Genomic DNA, 18043 nt, shown 5'->3' on the forward strand with positions numbered 1-18043 from the left:
CTACTCCTCCTCGGTGACGTCGATGCCGAGGGGGCGCAGCCGCGCCCAGATCAGGAAGATCGCGGCGACGACGAGCAGGGCGATGCCGGTCCAGAGGTTGATCTCCGTGCCGGCCGCCCGGGCGAGCTGCTCGGGCCCGTCCAGCGCGCCCCGGATCACGAGGATCACGCCGTAGACGCCCATCAGCACGCCGATGACGTAGCGCAGGTCGAACAGCCGCTGCATCCGGCTGCCGGTCGCGACGGTGGACTGCGGCTGACCGGGTTCCGTCGGTTCGCTCATGGTGACTCCCGGGCTCAGGCGAAGATGATGTTGAGGACGACGGTGATCGCGAGCGCGAGGCCGCCGAGCAGGATCGGCTTGCGGTACCAGACCCGCTCCTTGGGCTGGCGCAGCGTCGGCACCACCCCGTCGGCACCGGGCACGCCGTAGACGATCCCGGCGAGGCGCTCGGGCTCGGGCCGCGTGGTGGCGAGCGAGACCAGCACCGTGACGACCACGTCCACGATGAACGCGGCACCGGCCTGGTAGAAGCTCGTCGCGATCCCGGAGCCGAAGTCGACGACGCCGGCCTCGGCCAGCACGAAGACCAGCGTCCCGGCGAGCACGCCGGACCCCAGACCGGAGAAGCCGCCCCAGCCGGTGGTGCGCTTCCAGAACATGCCGAGGATGAAGGTCGCGAAGATCGGCGCGTTGAAGATCCCGAACAGCGACTGCAGGTAGGTCATGATGTTGTTGAAGGACGACGCCAGGAGCGCGGTCCCGATCGCGATCACGACGCCGACGAGGGTCACCCACCGGCCCGCCGTCAGGTAGTAGCGGTCGCCGCGGCCCTTGGCGAGGTAGGGCTGGAGCAGGTCGTAGGTGACCACGGTGTTGAGGCTGGAGACGTTGGCCGCGACGCCGGCCATGAACGAGGCGAACAGGCCGGTCAGCGCGATGCCGAGGACGCCCTCGGGCAGCAGCTGCCCGATCAGGGCGGGGATGGCGTCGTTGTACTCCAGGCCGCCGGAGGCCTCGTTGCCGAAGTTCGGGATGGCGATGAGGGCGACGAGGCCGGGGATGATCGTGAGGGCCGGGATGAAGATCTTCGGGAACGCGGCGATCAGCGGGGTGCGCTGGGACGCCGACCGGTCCTTCGCCGACAGCGCCCGCTGGATCTCGGCGAAGTTCGTCGTCCAGTAGCCGAAGCTCAGCACGAAGCCGAGACCGAGAACGATCGAGATCCAGTTCGCGCCGATCGGATTGGTGACGCTGCCGATCCCGGTGCCCTGCCAGGCGTGCAGGCCCTCGGAGCCGAGCGCGGACTGCGTGACCTTGTCGGCCAGCGCGTGGAAGCCGCCGACGTGGCGGACCGCCACGATCGCCAACGGGATGAGCCCGGCGAGGATGACGAAGAACTGCAGTACCTCGCCGTAGATCGCGGAGCCCAGGCCGCCGAAGCCGATGTAGACGAGCACCACCGCGGCGGAGAGCACGATGCCCCAGATCTGGGGCAGGCCGAGCAGGGCGTTGAGCACGATGGCCAGCGCGTACAGGTTGACGCCGGCGATGAGCACCGAGGCGACCGCGAAGACGACCGCGTTGAGCACGTGGGTGTAGTTGCCGAACCGGAGGCGCAGGAACTCCGGCACCGACCGGACCTTGGACCGGTAGTAGAAGGGCATCATCACGATGCCGAGGAAGACCATCGCCGGGACGGCGCCGATCCAGTAGTAGTGCACCGTCGCGACGCCGTACTCGGCGCCGTTCGCGGCCATGCCGATGATCTCCGTCGCGCCCAGGTTGGCGGCGACGAACGCCAGACCGGTGACCCACGCGGGGAGCGACCGGCCGGCGAGGAGGAAGTCCGCGCTCGTCCCGACGGCGCGGCGCGCGACGACGCCGATGCCCAGGACGACGACGAAGTAGAGCGCCAGGAGCGTGTAGTCCAGCCATCCCGGATTCAGGCGCAGCATCGCGACCCCTTGCAGTGAGCGGAGTTCCGAGAAGGTTCCCGTGAACGTTATCGTAAGGCGGGCCACAGGTTCACCCGTGCGAGCGGTGGACGTCAAGAGGGCATGAAGCTCCGAGGTGAGGAGGGCGATCGATGACGACGCCGGACGATGACCCGACGCGGGGGAGCGGCTCTCCTGACTCCGACGGTCCGCGGGATCACTCCGCCGGGACGACGACGAGGGCCACCACCGTGGGCCTCGTCGTCACCGAGGAGCGCCTCGCCGACGGCCGCCGCATCACGTACTACGGGATCTCCCGGTGAGCGAGCGGCGCTACGACCCGACCCACGACGAATGGGTCACGTTCGCGACCAACCGCCAGGACCGCACCTACAAGCCGCCGGCCGCGGCCTGCCCGCTGTGCCCCACCCGGCCCGGTGGCCCGGAGACCGAGATCCCGCGGGAGCACTTCGAGGTCGCGGTCTTCGACAACCGATTCCCGTCGCTGACCACCACCCCGCCCGAGCCCGACATCGCGGGCACCGACCTCGTCCCGGTCGAGCCGGCGTACGGGCACTGCGAGGTCGTCGTCTTCACCGACGACCACGACGCGACCCTCGCCTCCGTCGGGACGCAGCGGATCCGGCTGCTCGTCGACGCGTGGGCGGACCGGTTCGCCGCGCTCGCCGCCGACCCGCGCATCGCCTACGTGCTGCCCTTCGAGAACAAGGGCGAGGCGGTCGGCGTGACGCTGCACCACCCGCACGGCCAGATCTACGCCTACCCGGACGTGCCGCCGCGCCCCGCGCGCGAGCAGCGCGCCGCCGCGAAGCACCGCGACCGGACCGGGCGGTGCGTGTTCTGCGACGTCGTCGCGCAGGAGACCGGCGGGCCGCGGGTCGTCGTCGAGGGGACGCACTTCCTGGCCGGGGTGCCGCCCTGGGCGCGGTTCCCGTACGAGATCGACATCTGGAGCCGGGCCCACGTCGGGACGATCCCCGAGCTCGACGCCGCCGCCCGGGACGACCTCGCCCGCGTGCTGGCCCGGGTCCTCGCCGGGTACGACGCGTTCTTCGGAATCCGCACCTCGTACCTGCTCGGCATCCACAGCGCGCCGGTCGGTGGCAGCGGACCCGAGGCCGACCCGACCCTCGGGCACCTCCACCTCGAGATATGCCCGCCCCACCGTGGCGAGGGCAAGCTCAAATACCTGGCAGGCTCGGAGACCTTCGGGGGCGCGTTCCTCACCGACGTCGCGCCCGAGGTCGCCGGGCCGCGCCTGCGGGCGGCGGCGGCCGACGTGGAGGTCCCGGCATGAGGGCGGTGGACGACGTGGTGGACGACGTGCGGAAGGCGTTCGTCGCCGCCCACGACCGCGAGCCCGACGGGATCTTCTCCGCCCCCGGCCGCGTCAACCTCATCGGCGAGCACACCGACCACAACGAGGGGCACGTGCTGCCCTTCGCCATCGACCGGCGCACCTGGGTCGCGGCCGGGCGCCGCGACGACGGGACCGTCACCGTCCGGTCCTCCGACCCGGGCACCGAGCCGGTCACAGCCGCCGTCGGGACCCTCGACCGGACGACGGGGTGGGCGGCGTACCCGCTGGGCACGGTGTGGGCGCTGGAGCAGGCCGGGGTCGGGCCGTCCGGCTGGGACCTGGTGGTGCACGGCGAGGTCCCGCTCGGCGCGGGCCTGTCCTCGTCGGCCGCGCTGGAGAGCGCCGTCGCGCTGGCGGTGTCCGAGTGCAGCCGCGCCGACCTCGACCGCTTCGCGCTGGCCGCGGCCGGGCGGCGGGCCGAGAACGACGTCGTCGGGGCGCCGGTCGGGATCATGGACCAGGCGGCGTCGCTGCTGTGCCGGGAGGGCTCGGCGCTGCTGCTGGACTGCCGCTCGATGGCCACCGAGGACGTCGGACTCGGCCTCGAGGCGGCCGGCCTCGGGATCCTCGTCGTCGACTCCCGGGTGCGTCACGATCTCGCCGATGGCGGGTACGCGGACCGGCGGGCGGCGTGCGTGGCGGCCGCGAAGGCGCTCGGGGTGCCCGCCCTGCGCGACGCGGACCTCGCCGCGGTGGAGGGCCTCGCCGACGACGTGCTGCGCCGCCGGGCCCGCCACGTGGTCACCGAGGAGGCCCGGGTGTTCGAGGTCGTGGAGCTGCTCCGTGCCGGTCGGCCCGCCGGGGTCGGTCCGGTGCTCTCGGCGTCGCACGCCTCGCTGCGCGACGACTTCGCGGTCTCCGTCCCGGTGGTCGACGCCCTGGTCACGGCGGCCGAGGGCGCCGGCGCGCTCGGGGCCCGCATCGTCGGCGGCGGGTTCGGAGGGTCGGTGCTCGCGCTGGTGCCGCGCGCCGCCCTCGACGAGGTCGCCACCGCCTGCCGCGCCGCCGCTCTCGGGCCCGAGCCCACGGTGCGCGAGGTCGCACCGGCCCCGGGCGCCCGTCGGGACCTCTAGGGTCACCGTCGTGGGGGACGCTGAGGGCTGGGCGCCTCACCCGAGCGTGCGGGTGACCATCGACGACGTGGCCCGGGTCGCCGGGGTGTCGCGTCAGACGGTGTCGCGCGCCATGAACGGCAAGGGCGAGATCAGCGCCGCGACCCGTCACCGGGTGCTCGCGACGATCGAGGAGCTCGACTACCGCCCCTCGGCCTTCGCCCGCGGCATGCGCACCCAGCGTGCCGGGACGCTCGCCCTGATCCTCTCCGACATCGCCAACCCGTTCTTCCCCGCCGTCGCCCGCGGGGTGTTCGACGCGGCCGCCGGACGCGGGCTGGCCGTCGTCGTGCACAACACCGACGCCGACGCGGACGCGGAGCGGGAGGCGACCCGGTCCATCGTCGACTCCGGCGCGGCCGGCGCGATCGGGTTCTTCGAGGCGCTCGACGACGAGTCCCTGGTCGCCCTGGGCCGCCGGTTGCCGCTGGTGGTGGCCGACCGGCGGGCGCCCGGCGAGGGCGTCGCCTCGGTGATCTCCGACTTCGCGGCCGGGACACGGGCCGCGGTGGAGCACCTCTACGCCGCGGGCCACACCCGGCTGGGGATGCTCGACGGTGTCGTGGGCGTCGACCCGGTACGGCGGCAGGAGTTCCTCGCCGTCCTGACCGAGCACGGACACCCGCAGCCGGCCGACCACGTTGTCACCGGGCCGCCCACCGTCACCGCCGGAGCGGCCGCCGTCCGGGAGCTGCTCGCCCGGCATCCCGAGGTCACGGCGGTGTTCGCATTCAACGACCTGCTGGCGATCGGGGCGGTCCGGGCGCTGCGGGAGGCGGGACGCCGGGTGCCGGAGGACGTCGCGGTGGTCGGCTACGACGACATCACCATGGCCGCCCTGCTCGACCCGCCCCTGACGACGGTGCACACCGACAAGTACGAGCTCGGCCGCACCCTGCTCGACGTGCTCGCCCGGCGCCTGGACGGACACGCCGCGGAGCACCGGCTGCTCTCGCCGCGTCTGGTGGTGCGTGGGAGCGGGTGAGTGTCGTCAGTCGGCGGCGGTGAAGACGCCGTCGTCGAGGACGGGGACGGCCGTGCTGCGATCGAGTTCGGCGGCGATGTCGACGTCGTCGGGGTGGCCGAGGTCGTCGAGCTCGTGGCCGCTGACGCACTGGTGGAGGACCTTCTCGAGGTCGGCGTGTACGGCTCTGTAGGTGTTCGCTGCAGCGTGAGCTTCGGGGGAGAGACCGGTCCATCCCGCCTCGAGCAGGGCACTCGCGACGGCGCCGGCACCCCAGAGATCCTCGACGGCCGGGCGCAGCGTGCCGTCGGTCCACCGCTCGCCGGAGGGGATGAGCGCGACCCGAGGTCTGAGCTCGCCCACCGCTCGATGATGCAGCCAGGTCGCGACGGCGCGGCGGTTGCGGAGGCTCGCCCCGACGACCCGGACGCCGTGCTGCGCGAGCGCGGCGCTGATGGTTGAGCCGTTGGGGGAGGGCAGTACGAGTCGGTGCAGGTTCTCGGCGGCTCGGACCGTGCTCGGCGAGAGGCTGACCTGTCCGCGGCCGGCCTCGGATCGGCGGACGGCGAGCTGCGCGTGGTGGCGGCGGGCCAGGGCCTCGGCGTGGTGGTCGTCCGTGGGGCAGGGGATCACGGCGACGCCGCGGTCGGCCGCGACGGTCAGCGTCGTCGTGAAGCTCAGGACATCGACCACGACGGCGACGTCGCAGCCCTCGGCGATGACCGGCCCACCGACCGGGCCCCACTCCAGGCGCACCGAGTAGTCCTCCTGGGATCCGATTCTTGACCTGACCACGAGGCGGGAGCCTACGAATCGTCTTGCGGCCGTGGCGTGGGGCGTCGAGCGTGCTCGGCATGCGGACGGAGGAGATCCTCGACGCCTGGTTCCCCGAGGCGGTCGGCGGACTGGTGGCGGGCAGCGTCGCGCGCGGTGAGGACACGCCGACCTCCGACCTCGACCTCCTCGTCCTGCTGCCCGGCCGACCCGCGCCGATGCGCCGCACCGAGCGCATCGACGGACGAGTGGTCGAGTTCTTCGTCCACACCGAGGCGTCGTTCCTCGGGTTCGTCGACCGCGAGGTCCCGCTGCGCCGCTCGCCCCTGCTGCACATGGGTGCTCACGGCCTGGTGATCCGTGACCGTGAGGGCTGCATGACCCGGCTCCGCGATCTCGCCCGTGCCCGGTGGTCGGCCGGACCTCCCAGCTTGAGCGACGCCGAGCTCGAAGACCGCCGCTACCGGCTCACCGCGCTCCTCGACGACCTCGCCGACGAGCGCGACCCCGTCTGCCTCGCGAGCCTGGCCGCCGCGGCGTTCCCCGACGTCGCTGATCTCGCGCTCGCGTCGCGACGCCGGTGGGGCGGCCGCGGGCGCTGGCTGGCACGTCGCCTCGCCGAGGCCGATGCCTCGCTGGCCGACAGTCTCGTCACCGGTCTCCGCGAGGCCCTGGATGGCGATGCCGTCGCGCTCGTGGGCTGCGGGCGCGCGGAGCTCGATCGCGTCGGCGGCCGGCTCGAGGAGGGCTACGCCCGGTTCGCGTAGCGCTCGGCCTCGGCATCAGAAGTCGGGGTCGTGGTCGTAGCGGCCGGGCGGCTCCCCCTCTTGTTCGCGATGGCGGGCGGCCATGGCGTCGGCGGTCCGGCGGGCGGGTCCGGTGACGTAGCCGTGGCGGTTGCGCCTGGGGGTGTACGGAGCCGGAGACCGCGGCGCCGGGGCGTAGAGGTCGGCGGGCAGGGTGCACGGGCTGCCGTCGGTCGGGGGTAGGGGGTCGGGCAACGGGTCGTAGGGCTCCGGGGTCCTGGTGTGGTGGGTGCCGGTGGGGCTGGTCCAGACGAACACGCCTGGTTCGGGTTGTTCGAGGGTCCAGCCGGAGTCGGGGTCGTGTTTGAACAGGTGATCGCCCTGGCAGAGCGGGCCGAGGTCATCAGCGGTGCTCTGGCCGCCGTCGTCCCAGGCCAGGGTGTGATCGAGGTCGGCGCCGACGGCTTGGTGGTCACAGCCGATGCCGCGGCAGGTGCGGTCGCGGGCGATGACCCAGCGGGCCAGTTCGGCGCCGGGGCGGCGGCGGTGGGCGTCGGCGGTGGTGACCGCCGGGTGCTCCTCGGGTGGGCGGGCGCGCGCCTGCGCCAGCGCGCGGGTGGCGCGGTCGAGCAGGGTGATCGCGTCCGCGCCGATGAGCCCGCCGACCCCGACACCGCCGAGTCCGCGGCCGGCGGCGAGGTCGTCGAGTTCGCGCGTGTATGCGGTGAGTTCGACGACGTGGCGTCGTCGCCGTCCGCCGGCCCCAGGCGGCCCGCAGGAGGGTGGGCGGACGGTCAGCAGCCATTCGAGGGCACCGTCGGTGTCGTAGAGGTGGACTCGCCAGGTGGTGTCGGTGCGGTCCCAGGCCAACTGGCGGGCGGTGGAGCAGCACACCGAGCCTTCGCCGGGGATCTCGCCGGGGCGGCGGTCCAGGCCCAGCACGGTGCGCAGCCCGAGCCGGATCGCGGTCCGCGCCCGGAACGGCACCGCCCACGGCGCTGATCCGGCGTCGGCGGTGTCGCCGGTCGCGGTCTCGCCGACGCCGGTGTCGTTCGACGCAGCCTCGCCGAGACCGGTGTCGTCGGGCTCGATCTCGGCGACCCCGTCGTCGTCGTCGTCGTCGTCGTCGTCGTCGTCGTCGTCGCTCCGCGGTCCGTCGTCATCGACTACGGGCGCGTCGACAAGATCGTTCTCGTGAGCGGGCGAGGGATCGTCGGAGCCGTCGCTTCCGGCGTCGTCGGGTGGCCGTCCGGCGGGATCGGGCTCGCGCGGGTCGGCCTCCCCGTCGTGACGGTCATCGTCCCCGGCAGCAGCCTCGGAGTCATCTCCGAGCCGGGCGTCGGTTCCGTAGTCGACAGGGTCGCACTCGGATCGGTCGATGTCGGCACGCTCGTTAGGTGAGGCGTCGTCACCCTCGGGGGCCAGGGCCAGGCCCAGGGCCAGGGCCAGGGCCAGGGCCGGGGCCGGGGCCGGGGCCGGGGTCGGGGGCAGGACTGGGTCCGGCATCGGGCGAGCGGTCGGGGCCAGGACCGGGATCGGAATCGGGGCCGTCGGCGGGGCCGTGATCCGGATTAGGCCGAGGATCGGGGCCGCCGTCGGGGCCAGGGCCGTCGTCGGGGTCGTCGGACCCGGTGCCGGGGTCGGTGAAGCGGGCCAGCACGAGTTCGATGACGTCGTCGTCCCACAGCCCGGCGCCGTCCGGGCCGGTCAGCACCAACAGCACCTCGGAGCGGATCACGCCGTGCCCGGCGTCCCGCCCCACCGCCCGCAGCCGGCCATGCACCACATCGCCGAGCGCCACGATCCGGTCGTAGGCGTCCTGCGCCGGCTCCGGCGGCAAATCCACCCCCGAGAGCTCCGCCGACCCCGACGGCGCCGCCCGCAACGACACCCGCCGCCGCGCGATCGCCGCCGCCTTACGCGCCTCCGCCCACCCCGGATCGACCGCCTTCGCGGTGGCCTCCGCCCGCTCCCGCAACCGGCCGTGAGGCAACTCCAGCGCCCGACCCAGCAACCGGTCGATCACCTCCCGGGCCTGCGCATCGTCGAGCTCGGCGACCGTCGACACCAGAATCTCGGCCTTCGACTCCTCCAGCCGACCCGTCCGCATCTGCTCGCCCAGCGCGGGCAGCCGCACCAGGATCTGACGCGCGAACTCGATCTTCGCCGTGCCCCGCTGCTCCGACCACCCCAACGACCCCGCCGGGATCTTCCCCGGCCGCGCCCGCCCGGTCACCCGCTCGGTGGTGCCCGCCGCCGCCCGCGCCGCCTCCCAGATCCAGCGGTAGCGCCGCCACGTCGCCCGGTTGTCCGCCCGGAACGCCGCCACCATCGCGGCCTCGGCCCACTGCCCCGGCACCGCCGCCGGATCCACCGCCACCAGCCACGCCTCGGGCAACTCGTCGCAGAACACGGCGTCCTCGAGCGGGCAGCACTCCTCGGCCGACACCCCGGCCGGCGCGCCCCACCCGTCGTCGTCGAACCCGGCGTCCCCGACACCGGAATCGACCACCCTCACCGTCATACCCGGCAAGCTAGACCGAGGGTCTGACAGTCACGCCCCGTTCAGGGGTCCCGGAGTCGGGCTCGGTAGATCGCCATCTCGGGGTCTGGGTTCCCCTGCCCGGTGAGCGTGGGATGGAGTTCCAGCGCGAGCTCGTGGGCCAGCGCGTGCAGGACCGTGTGCCTCTCGTGGCCCTGGTCCAGGAGTCGTCGAGCGGCCTGCCAGACCTCCGGCGGGTCGTCGTCCCAGAGCTGGTTCGCGAGGATCGGGTGCAGGGCGACGTGCAGACGCGCGGGTTCACTCCGTCGATCAGCTCGTCGGAGACCGGGTCCTCGAGGACGTAGCGCTACTACGGGTGCTCCCCGACGATCGCCAGTTCCCGCCGATCCTCGTCCGCCGCCCGGGGACCAGGTCCGGTGCGTCCCATCTTCCGCGAACGCCGACCGCGACCCGTCGAACTCACCGGTGCACGGTCCCAACTGCGCCGCGGCGGACGACAGCGGAAACCCGAGGGTCAGTCGAAGACCGGCACCCCGGCCCGGACGGCCTCGACCCGGCCCTTCGGCTCCTCCCAGTCCTCCTGCCGCCCGAGCGCGGTGAGGTCCAGATAGGCGTACGAGCCGCCGAACCATTCCGCCCCGCGCGCGTACATCGAGTACGTGTGGAAGACCCGCCCGTCGACGGCGAGGAAGCAACTCGTGCCGGGCAGCTCCTGCAGGCCCGAGGCGCCCTCCCAGGTCGGGTCCTCGCGGAAGTTGTAGGTCATCAGTGCGCCGGAGGTGTCGACGGTGACGCCGAAGTCGGCGTTGAAATCCGTCCCGTACGACGAGTACCAGGGGAACGTCCAGCCCATCCGGTCCCGGTAGTCGGCGATCCGCTCGTAGGGCGCCCGCGACACGTAGACGTGCTCGGTGTCGCGGGTGTGCAGGTGCTCCCGGATGCCGGGCGACCACTCCTGCGCGCCCGCGGAGCAGCTGGGGCAGCCGTCGGTCCAGTCCGGGTCGAACATGAAGTGGCTGACCACGAGCTGCCGGTACGGCCCGAACAGCTCCCGCAGCGTCACCTCGCCGTCGGGACCCGTGAACCGGTAGCCCTCGGTCACCTCGACCATCGGGAGCTCCCGACGACGGCGGTTGAGCTCGTCTCGCGCCCGGGTCAGCTCCTTCTCCTGCTCGAGCAGCGCTCGGCGCTCCTGCAGCCAGGTCTCACGGTCGGTCGTCCTCGGCAGGCTCATGCGAGCTACCGTCGCACGGTCTCGTCCCACGAAGCAACAGATCAATCCTGAAACGATACTTCAAACCGCGACGACCGCGACGACCGCGGTGTCCCCGCTGTCCAGCGCGACCCAGACCTCGCCGTCGTGCACCACCAGGCCGTGGGGATGGTCGTCAGGGCGGGGCACGTCGCGCGGCCGTCGGGACGAGCCGTGCTCCCGACCGGGCCGCGGCCCGGGTCGGGGAGCTCGTGCACGGAGACCGTCCCGGAGAGGTCCACCCGCGCGAGAGCGCCCGCGCTGTTGAGCGTGCACCAGAGGGCGCCGTCCGGACCCGTCGTGATCATGGCGGGCATCCCGGCCCGGGGGAGCGGGAAGAGCACCGCGTACGGCCCGTCGTCGCTAGTGCCGACGGGGATCCGCCGGGTCGTGCTCATCGGGTCACGCGGGCCCACACGGTGAGGCCGAGGTCCTCCGAACGCTGCGCCGGGAGCTCCGACGGTCCCTCGCCCTCGGTCACCGAGACGGCCAGCACCTCGGTCCCGAGCGTCGCGGCGCCGTTGCGGATCGCGGTGGCGGTGTCCTCGCGGGTGGCCGTCCACCACAGGTCGATCCGGTCGGACACCTCGAACCCGAGCTGCTTGCGGGCGTCCTGGACGAAGCGCAGCACGTCGCGCAGCAGCCCCGCCTCGCGCAGCTCGGCCGTCAGTTCGGTGTCCAGCCCGACCGAGAGGCCACCCTCGGAGCGCACCGCCCAGCCCTCGCGCGGGGTCTCCGACACGAGGATCTCGTCACCGGACAGCTCGACGGGAGCGCCGTCGACGATCACCGTCAGGGTCCCGTCGACGGGCGCCGCGGTCGAGGCCTTCACGGCGTCGGCCACCGTCGGGGTCTGCTTGCCGAAGCGCTTGCCCAGCGCGCGGTAGTTCGGCTTCACCTCGATCTCGACGAGGTCCGACCCGGCGGTCTCCACCGCGGCGACGTTGAGCTCCTCGGCGATCTCGGCGAGCAGCTCGCGCTCCTGTCCGGGAGCGGACGACGCCGCGGCCGCCAGCTCCGCGAACCCGGGCGCCGACACGACGGCCCGCGACAGCGGCTGGCGGGTGCGCACGCCCGATGCGGCGCGCGTCGATCGGCCCAGCTCGACCACGCGGCGGACCAGGTCCATCTCGGACCGCAGCACGGCCTCGCCGGCCGGGGCCGTGGTCACCTCCGGCCACGGCGCGAGGTGCACCGAGTCCGGCGTGCCCTCCGGCAGACCGGCGCCGCCCTCGCCCTGCAGCAGCGTCCACAGGTAGTCGGTGGCGAACGGCGTGAACGGCGCCATCAGCCGGCTGACCGTCTCGACGCACTGGTGCAACGTCGCGAGCGCGGCGGGGTCGCCGTCCCAGAACCGGCGACGCGAGCGGCGCACGTACCAGTTCGAGAGGTCGTCGACGAACGCGACGATCGCGCGGCCGGCGCGCGAGGAGTCGAAGTCGTCGAGCGCCGCGGTGACCTCGGTGACGCAGGCCCGCAGCTCGCCGAGGGCCCAGCGGTCCATGGCCGGCCGGTCGTCCGGCGCCGGAGCATCGTCGGACGGCGACCAGCCCGACGCGTTCGCGTAGGTGACCAGGAACGACGCGGTGTTCCAGTAGGTCAGCAGGACCTTCCGGACGATCTCGCGCAGCGTCTCGTGGCCCACGCGCCGGTCGACCCAGGGGTTGCCCTGCGCCAGCATCAGCCAGCGCACCGCGTCGGCACCGTGGGTCGAGAACAGCTCGAACGGGTCGAGGATGTTCCCGAGGTGCTTCGACATCTTGCGGCCCTGCTCGTCGAGGAGCAGACCCAGGCAGACGACGTTCTCGTAGGACGACCGGTCGAACACCAGCGTCCCGACCGCCATCAGCGAGTAGAACCACCCGCGCGTCTGGTCGATCGCCTCGCAGATGTACTGCGCCGGGTAGGCCTGCTCGAAGTCCGCCTCGTGGTGGTGCGGCGCGCCCCACTGCGCGAACGGCATGGCGCCGGAGTCGTACCAGACGTCGATGACGTCGGGCACGCGTCGCATCGTCCCGGTTCCCGACGGCGCCGGGAACGTCACGTCGTCGACGAAGGGCCGGTGCGGGTCGAGGTTCGAGAGATCCTCACCGGCCCACGAGCCCAGCTCCGCGAGGGAGCCGACGACGACGAGCTCGGCCGGGTCCGCGTCGTTGCGCCAGACCGGCAGCGGGGTGCCCCAGTAGCGCTTGCGGGAGAGCGCCCAGTCGACGTTGTTCTCCAGCCACGCCCCGTAGCGCCCGTGCTTGATGTGCGGCGGGTACCAGTTGGTGCGCTCGTTCTCCTCGACGAGGCGGTCGCGGACCGCCGTCGTGCGGATGAACCAGCTGGGCAGCGCGTAGTAGATCAGCGGCGTGTGGCAGCGCCAGCAGTGCGGGTACGAGTGCTCGTAGTCCTCCGACCGGAAGAGCACGCCGCGCTCGCGCAGGTCGGCGACCAGCGTCGGGTCGGCGCCCTTGAAGAACATCCCGCCGACCAGCGGCACGTCGTCGTGGAAGTGTCCGTTCGGCCCGACCGGGTTGACCATCTCCAGGCCCTCGGCGCGCGCGACCTGGTGGTCCTCGGCGCCGAACGCCGGGGCCATGTGGACCAGGCCGGTGCCGGACTCCGTCGTGACGTGGTCGCCGTGCACGATCCGCCACGCCCGGTTCTCGCCGTCCGGGGAGGCGAACCGGTGGGCCTCGAGCAGCTCGAACGGCCGGCGGTAGTGGCTGCCGATCAGCTCGGCGCCGGTCTTCCGATCGGTGATCTCGGCGCCGTCGCCGAGGACGTGGCCGACGAGCGCGTCGGCGAGGACCAGGTCGGGGCCGTCGTCGCGGCTCACCCGCACGTACTCGACGTCGGATGCGACCGCGACGGCGGTGTTCGACGGCAGCGTCCACGGCGTCGTCGTCCACACCAGCAGGTCGGCCCCTGCCCACGGCCCGTCGGTCAGCGGGAACCGCACGTAGACCGAGGGGTCGACGGTGTCCTCGTAACCGAGGGCGACCTCGTGGTCGGACAGCGGCGTCTCGTCCCGCGGGCAGTACGGCGTGACGCGGTGGTCCTCGACGAGCAGGCCCTTGTCGAAGATCGTCTTGAGCGACCACCACACGCTCTCGACGTAGCGCGGGGCCATCGTCAGGTAGGCCTCGTCGAGGTCCACCCAGTAGCCCATGCGCTCGGTCATCGCGGCGAACGCGCTCACGTTGCGGAGCGCGGACTCCTTGCAGGCCGCGTTGAACTCGGCGATGCCGTAGCGCTCGATGTCGCCCTTGCTCGTGAAGCCGAGATCCTTCTCGACGGCGAGCTCGACCGGCAGGCCGTGGCAGTCCCACCCGGCGCGACGCGGGACGTGGTAGCCGCGCATCGTCTTGAAGCGGGGGAAGAGGTCCTTGAAGGCGCGGGCCTCGACGTGGTGCGTGCCCGGTGTCCCGTTGGCCGTCGGCGGGCCCTCGTAGAAGATCCAGGGCTCACCCTGCGCGGTCTGCTCCAACGACCGGCGGAACACGTCGCGCTTGTCCCAGCGCTCGAGAATCTCCTGCTCGACGGCCGGCAGGTCGACGCTCGCGGGCAGGGGGGCGAAACTGGGGCTCACGGGTGTTGCTTCCCTCGCATCGGACGGGTCGGGCCAACCGCTCCAGCCTACCGAGCGCGACCCCGGGCCGGAGCGGGTGCGGTCACCTGCCGTGACCTGCGGTGGAACGGGATGCTGCGGGGCCCTGTCGGACCGGGGTGCGACGGTGTTCTACGATGGTTCGCGTCATCAGGCTTGAGCCAGTGTGCTTACGGACGGTGACGGCCATGGGGTATGGTGTAATTGGCAACACGGCTGATTCTGGTTCAGTTGTTCTAGGTTCGAGTCCTGGTACCCCAGCTGCGAGCAGCGTTCCGGTGGTCCGGTAAGGTTCCCGCCGCTGTTCCTCCTAGGGCCCCGTCGTCTAGCGGCCTAGGACGCCGCCCTCTCAAGGCGGTAGCGGGGGTTCGAATCCCCTCGGGGCTACATCACGAGACGTCGAGCGCCGTGGTCCACACCGGACCGCGGCGCTTTCGTCGTTTCCGGGCCGCGATCGACGACGGGGCCGTCCCGACCCGCACTGAGGTCACGTACCCCGCGCTCCGCGGAGACGCACCCTCGTCGGAAGCGCACGGACGGGGCCCGGGTTTCCGGGCGTCCGGGGACGGTCAGCCGTCGTCCGCCACGAACGCGGACGGCGTGCCGACCTCGCCGAACCACAGGTAGGCGAGCAGCACCGGACGGTCGCCGGTCCGCATCGCGTGCGGCTGCCAGGGCTCGTGATGAACGAGCTCGCCGGCGGGCTCGTCGACCCAGCCGTCCCCGTGGTCCCACCGGATGCCGCCGAGCGGGAGGTAGTACTCCTCGGCCGGGTGGTGGTGGGCGCGGTAGTGGACGTCCGGTCCGAGCAGGACGAGGCCGAGGGCGACGTCGTCGTCCGGGTCCGGCCGGTCGGGGTCCGGGCCGCGCAGCATCGCGTGCGCGTAGCCCGCGAAGAGGGCCTCGTCGGCGGCGTAGCCGGCGGTCCGGGTCCACGCCGCGCGTCCGGCCACCAGTGCGACGGCCTCCCGGAGCTGGCCGTCGATCTCGTCGCCGACCCGGGCGACGGCGTCGTCGAGGTGGCTCAGGACGGGCAGGTCCGGCGGGGTCGGGGTCAGCCGCGGTGGCCCGCCGAGACTCGCGAGCGCCATCACCTCCGCCATCGCCCCGCGACGACCGAGGGCCGCCACGAACCGGGCGGACAGGGCGTCGACGGCCGGGCCGGGCGCGGTCACCGCGCAATCCTGGCATCTGTCGGTCGTCCCGACCCGCCGGGTGGACCCGCATTCGCTCGGACGGCAGATGGCGGCCGGGGATACAGCGGCGATGATTCCCCGACCGAACCGCGGGGGGAATCGTGAAGCGCATCGTCGCGTGCTGTGACGGCACCTGGAGCACCGCCGGGCAACCGTTCCCGACCAACGTCGAGCGGCTCACCAAGGAGATCGCACTGCGGGCCCCGGACGGGACCGAGCAGGTCGTCCACTATCACGACGGCGTCGGGACGCTGCCGGGCGAACGACTGCTCGGCGGGGCCTTCGGCTTCGGGCTCTCGGCGGTCGTCCGGGACGTGTACCGGGCCGTCGTGACGGCGTTCAACCCCGGCGACGAGATCTTCGCTTTCGGCTTCAGCCGCGGCGCCTACACCGCGCGGAGCCTCGTCGGGTTCATCCGCAACTGCGGGGTCCTCCGTCCCGAGCACGTCGACCGGCTCGACGAGGCCTACTCCCTCTACCGCCGCCGCGACGACGACTCGGCGCCCGACTCCGACGAGGCCGCCGAGTTCCGGGCGCGCTACTCGTTCGAGACCCGCATCCGCTTCATCGGGGTCTGGGACACCGTCGGTTCGCTGGGCATCCCGCTGTCCGGGATCGAGCTGGTCGACCAGCTCAACCGCCCGTGGCAGTTCCACGACACGCAGCTGAGCTCCACCGTCGACGCCGCGTGCCACGCGATCGCCGTCGACGAGCAGCGGCGACCGTTCCGGCCGACGCTCTGGAACCCGCCGGCCGGGGAAGTCCCGCGCCACCAGACCTGGTTCGCGGGCTGCCACGGGGACGTCGGCGGCGGGAACACCGAGCACGGGCTCTCGGACGTCACCCTGCGCTGGATGGCCCAGCACGCGGTGGGGGCGGGGCTCGCGCTCCTGCCGGACTCGCCGCTGTCAACCGACCGCGCCGGCGGTGCGTCGCCGCGCATCGCGGAGGTCGATCCCGACCCGCTCGGCCCGATCAACGACACGATGACGTGGGCGTACCGGCTGCTCGGCCCGTACGTGCGCGAGATCGGTACGACGGACCCCGCGGCGGAGGCGGTCGCGGACACCGTCGTGACCCGGGCCGCCAAGCCCGACCTGGCCTACCACCCGGAGAACGTGGCCACCTACCTCGAGCGGCCGGACCACCACGTCGAGAGCATCGACGGGTGAGGAGCGGAGATCACGGCGGGGTCGCCCGGTACAGGATCGAGCGGGTGTTCTCCTCCGAGTAGTAGGCCTCCATCTGGGCGAGGCTCATGTCGTCGGTGGTGCGCGTGGCCATCTGCGCGATCGAGGGCAGGTCGTCCTCCGGCCACTTCTCGGGCTCCCACAGCCCGGAGCGCAGGAACGCCTTCGCGCAGTGGGTGAAGACCTCCTCGACGGCGACCTCGAGGACGATCCGCGGGACGTGGCCCTTGTGTCGCAGGTCCTCGGCGTAGGGCGGGTCCAGCAGGATGCGGGCGGCGCCGTTGATGCGCAGGGTGTCGGTGCGCCGGGGCACGAGGAAGATCAGCCCGACGTGCGGGTTCTCGAGGACGTTGAGGAAGCCGTCCACGCGGCGGTTCCCGGGGCGGTCGGGGAGCACGACGGTGTGGTCGTCCGGCACGTACACCGAGCCCGCGGGATCGCCCTTGGGCGAGACGTCCACGGAACCGTCGGCGCCCGACGTCGCGATCATCTGGAAGGGGCTGCGGGCGATGAACGCCCGGTCGACGTCGTCGAGACGGTCGCGCTGCTTGACGACGGCGCGGCGCACCGGTTCGCCGACGACGTCGCGGAGCTGTTCGACGCTGGTGATCTGCGTGGCCTCGCCCATGCCGTCGACGGTAGGGCGACAGGCAAGGGGGTTCAGACGAGCGCCTTCTCCAGGTCCCGCGCCGCGGCCAGCAGGTCGTTCGCCCAGCGGGAGCCCGGCTTGCGCCCGATGCGGTCGACCGGGCCCGACACCGAGACCGCCGCCACCACCCCGCCGTCGGGACCCCGCACCGGCGCGGACACGCTCGCCACCCCGGCCTCCCGCTCGGCGACGCTCTGCGCCCAGCCGCGGCGCCGGATCTCGGCCAGCAGCTCGGCCCCGAACACCTCGGCGGGCGAGCGACCGTCCACCAGCGGCACGTCGATCTCCGACCACGCCGCCAGCACCTTCGCCCCCGACCCCGCCGTCAGCGGCAGCCGCACCCCGACCGGCACGGTGTCCCGCAGCCCCGACGCCGGCTCGGAGGCCGCCACGCAGACCCTGGAGTCGCCCTCGCGGCGGTAGAGCTGGACGCTCTCGCCGGTGAGGTCGCGCAGCGTCGGGAGGACCTCCTCGGCGGCGGTGAGCAGCGGGTCGTGATGGCCGTGGGCGAGCTCCGCGAGCGCGGGGCCGGTGCGCCAGCGCCCGTCGGCGTCGCGCTCCAGCAGGCGGTGCGCCTCGAGCCCGACGGCGAGGCGGTGCGCCGTGGCGCGCGGGAGCCCGGTGCGCTCGCACAGCTCGCCCAGGCCGCAGGGGGCGACCGCCGCCGCGCGCAGCACCCCCACCGCCTTGTCGAGCACACCGATTCCGCTAGTCTGTCCCACGGGACGACACACTAGTCCCACG

Annotated in this window: 16 protein-coding genes, 2 tRNA genes and 1 pseudogene; 8 read left to right on the plus strand and 11 right to left on the minus strand. The window is 73.0% G+C overall.

Annotated features, from left to right (window positions below; all coding sequences use genetic code 11):
- Both LQ327_RS27105 and LQ327_RS27110 read right to left on the minus strand, forming a co-directional pair.
- Entirely contained in the window at positions 1–282 is a 282-nt protein-coding gene (locus LQ327_RS27105) for a hypothetical protein (protein ID WP_230738935.1), read from the minus strand.
- Positions 283–296: 14 nt separating this feature from the next.
- A complete protein-coding gene (locus LQ327_RS27110) occupies positions 297–1958 on the minus strand; it encodes a sodium:solute symporter family protein (RefSeq protein ID WP_230738936.1) in 1662 nt (553 codons plus the stop codon).
- Positions 1959–2089: 131 nt separating this feature from the next.
- On the opposite strand from LQ327_RS27110, the gene LQ327_RS27115 reads away from it, so the two are divergent.
- From LQ327_RS27115 to LQ327_RS27130, 4 genes are read left to right on the plus strand one after another with little or no spacing between them, the layout of a single operon-like run.
- Positions 2090–2260: a hypothetical protein gene (locus LQ327_RS27115; RefSeq protein WP_230738937.1), complete on the plus strand. Its 171-nt coding sequence runs from the start codon at positions 2090–2092 to the stop codon at positions 2258–2260.
- A complete protein-coding gene (gene galT, locus LQ327_RS27120; protein ID WP_230738938.1) occupies positions 2257–3255 on the plus strand; it encodes a galactose-1-phosphate uridylyltransferase in 999 nt (332 codons plus the stop codon). The genes LQ327_RS27115 and galT overlap by 4 nt, the downstream gene beginning before the upstream one ends.
- Complete coding sequence (gene galK / locus LQ327_RS27125) at positions 3252–4391, plus strand: galactokinase (protein WP_230738939.1); 1140 nt, start codon at positions 3252–3254, stop codon at positions 4389–4391. The genes galT and galK overlap by 4 nt, the downstream gene beginning before the upstream one ends.
- A 10-nt stretch (positions 4392–4401) precedes the next feature.
- Entirely contained in the window at positions 4402–5415 is a 1014-nt protein-coding gene (locus LQ327_RS27130) for a LacI family DNA-binding transcriptional regulator (RefSeq protein ID WP_230738940.1), read from the plus strand.
- A gap of 6 nt (positions 5416–5421) precedes the next feature.
- Here the strand turns inward: LQ327_RS27130 and LQ327_RS27135 are convergent, their stop codons facing one another.
- Positions 5422–6150, minus strand: a complete 729-nt coding sequence (locus LQ327_RS27135; protein ID WP_230738941.1) for a 2-phosphosulfolactate phosphatase — start codon at positions 6148–6150, stop codon at positions 5422–5424.
- Positions 6151–6248: 98 nt separating this feature from the next.
- Here LQ327_RS27135 and LQ327_RS27140 point away from each other — a divergent pair, with 98 nt between their 5' ends.
- Positions 6249–6935: a nucleotidyltransferase domain-containing protein gene (locus LQ327_RS27140; RefSeq protein WP_230738942.1), complete on the plus strand. Its 687-nt coding sequence runs from the start codon at positions 6249–6251 to the stop codon at positions 6933–6935.
- Between the two features lie 15 nt (positions 6936–6950).
- Here the strand turns inward: LQ327_RS27140 and LQ327_RS27145 are convergent, their stop codons facing one another.
- From LQ327_RS27145 to ileS, 5 genes and pseudogenes are all read right to left on the minus strand, one after another.
- Positions 6951–8420 carry an HNH endonuclease signature motif containing protein gene (locus tag LQ327_RS27145; protein ID WP_230738943.1) on the minus strand — a complete coding sequence of 490 codons (1470 nt, stop codon included), beginning with the start codon at positions 8418–8420 and terminating at the stop codon, positions 6951–6953.
- The gene (locus LQ327_RS27150) at positions 8323–9438 is read right to left on the minus strand and encodes a DUF222 domain-containing protein (protein WP_230738944.1); all 1116 of its coding nucleotides are present in this window, start codon (positions 9436–9438) and stop codon (positions 8323–8325) included. The genes LQ327_RS27145 and LQ327_RS27150 overlap by 98 nt, the downstream gene beginning before the upstream one ends.
- A 493-nt stretch (positions 9439–9931) precedes the next feature.
- The gene (locus LQ327_RS27155) at positions 9932–10651 is read right to left on the minus strand and encodes a DUF899 domain-containing protein (protein WP_230738945.1); all 720 of its coding nucleotides are present in this window, start codon (positions 10649–10651) and stop codon (positions 9932–9934) included.
- A 188-nt stretch (positions 10652–10839) separates the two neighbouring features.
- Positions 10840–11067: pseudogene (locus LQ327_RS35400) on the minus strand (virginiamycin B lyase family protein); the annotation flags it as partial.
- On the minus strand, positions 11064–14246 hold the full coding sequence (gene ileS, locus LQ327_RS27160; protein ID WP_230738946.1) for an isoleucine--tRNA ligase: 3183 nt from the start codon (positions 14244–14246) through the stop codon (positions 11064–11066). The gene ileS and the pseudogene LQ327_RS35400, both read right to left, overlap by 4 nt.
- 207 nt (positions 14247–14453) lie before the next feature.
- Between ileS and LQ327_RS27165 the strand changes: the two genes are divergently transcribed.
- Together LQ327_RS27165 and LQ327_RS27170 are read left to right on the plus strand one after the other, a co-directional pair.
- Positions 14454–14525 (plus strand) — tRNA-Gln (locus LQ327_RS27165).
- Between the two features lie 53 nt (positions 14526–14578).
- Positions 14579–14651: transfer RNA gene (locus LQ327_RS27170), tRNA-Glu, on the plus strand.
- Positions 14652–14833: 182 nt separating this feature from the next.
- Here LQ327_RS27170 and LQ327_RS27175 read toward each other — a convergent pair.
- Positions 14834–15439: a dimethylsulfonioproprionate lyase family protein gene (locus LQ327_RS27175; RefSeq protein WP_230738947.1), complete on the minus strand. Its 606-nt coding sequence runs from the start codon at positions 15437–15439 to the stop codon at positions 14834–14836.
- A gap of 122 nt (positions 15440–15561) precedes the next feature.
- Here LQ327_RS27175 and LQ327_RS27180 point away from each other — a divergent pair, with 122 nt between their 5' ends.
- Entirely contained in the window at positions 15562–16632 is a 1071-nt protein-coding gene (locus LQ327_RS27180; protein ID WP_230738948.1) for a T6SS phospholipase effector Tle1-like catalytic domain-containing protein, read from the plus strand.
- Between the two features lie 10 nt (positions 16633–16642).
- On the opposite strand, the gene LQ327_RS27185 is transcribed toward LQ327_RS27180, so the two are convergent.
- Together LQ327_RS27185 and LQ327_RS27190 are read right to left on the minus strand one after the other, a co-directional pair.
- Positions 16643–17278 (minus strand): MSMEG_1061 family FMN-dependent PPOX-type flavoprotein, encoded by a 636-nt coding sequence (locus LQ327_RS27185; RefSeq protein WP_230738949.1) that lies wholly within the window; start codon positions 17276–17278, stop codon positions 16643–16645.
- A gap of 32 nt (positions 17279–17310) precedes the next feature.
- Positions 17311–18021, minus strand: coding sequence for an IclR family transcriptional regulator (locus LQ327_RS27190; RefSeq protein WP_230738950.1), 711 nt, complete (start codon positions 18019–18021; stop codon positions 17311–17313).
- Positions 18022–18043 lie beyond the last annotated feature (22 nt).

This window comes from Actinomycetospora endophytica (assembly GCF_021026375.1).
In the GTDB taxonomy this organism is placed as follows: Bacteria; Actinomycetota; Actinomycetes; order Mycobacteriales; family Pseudonocardiaceae; genus Actinomycetospora; species Actinomycetospora endophytica.

Coding starts and splice junctions, on each gene's coding strand:
- LQ327_RS27105 (WP_230738935.1), bottom strand. CDS start 282: ATGAGCGAACCGACGGAACCCGGTCAGCCGCAGTCCACCGTCGCGACC.
- LQ327_RS27110 (WP_230738936.1), bottom strand. CDS start 1,958: ATGCTGCGCCTGAATCCGGGATGGCTGGACTACACGCTCCTGGCGCTC.
- LQ327_RS27115 (WP_230738937.1), top strand. CDS start 2,090: ATGACGACGCCGGACGATGACCCGACGCGGGGGAGCGGCTCTCCTGAC.
- galK (WP_230738939.1), top strand. CDS start 3,252: ATGAGGGCGGTGGACGACGTGGTGGACGACGTGCGGAAGGCGTTCGTC.
- LQ327_RS27140 (WP_230738942.1), top strand. CDS start 6,249: ATGCGGACGGAGGAGATCCTCGACGCCTGGTTCCCCGAGGCGGTCGGC.
- LQ327_RS27145 (WP_230738943.1), bottom strand. CDS start 8,420: ATGCCGGACCCAGTCCTGCCCCCGACCCCGGCCCCGGCCCCGGCCCCG.
- LQ327_RS27150 (WP_230738944.1), bottom strand. CDS start 9,438: ATGACGGTGAGGGTGGTCGATTCCGGTGTCGGGGACGCCGGGTTCGAC.
- LQ327_RS27155 (WP_230738945.1), bottom strand. CDS start 10,651: ATGAGCCTGCCGAGGACGACCGACCGTGAGACCTGGCTGCAGGAGCGC.
- LQ327_RS27185 (WP_230738949.1), bottom strand. CDS start 17,278: ATGGGCGAGGCCACGCAGATCACCAGCGTCGAACAGCTCCGCGACGTC.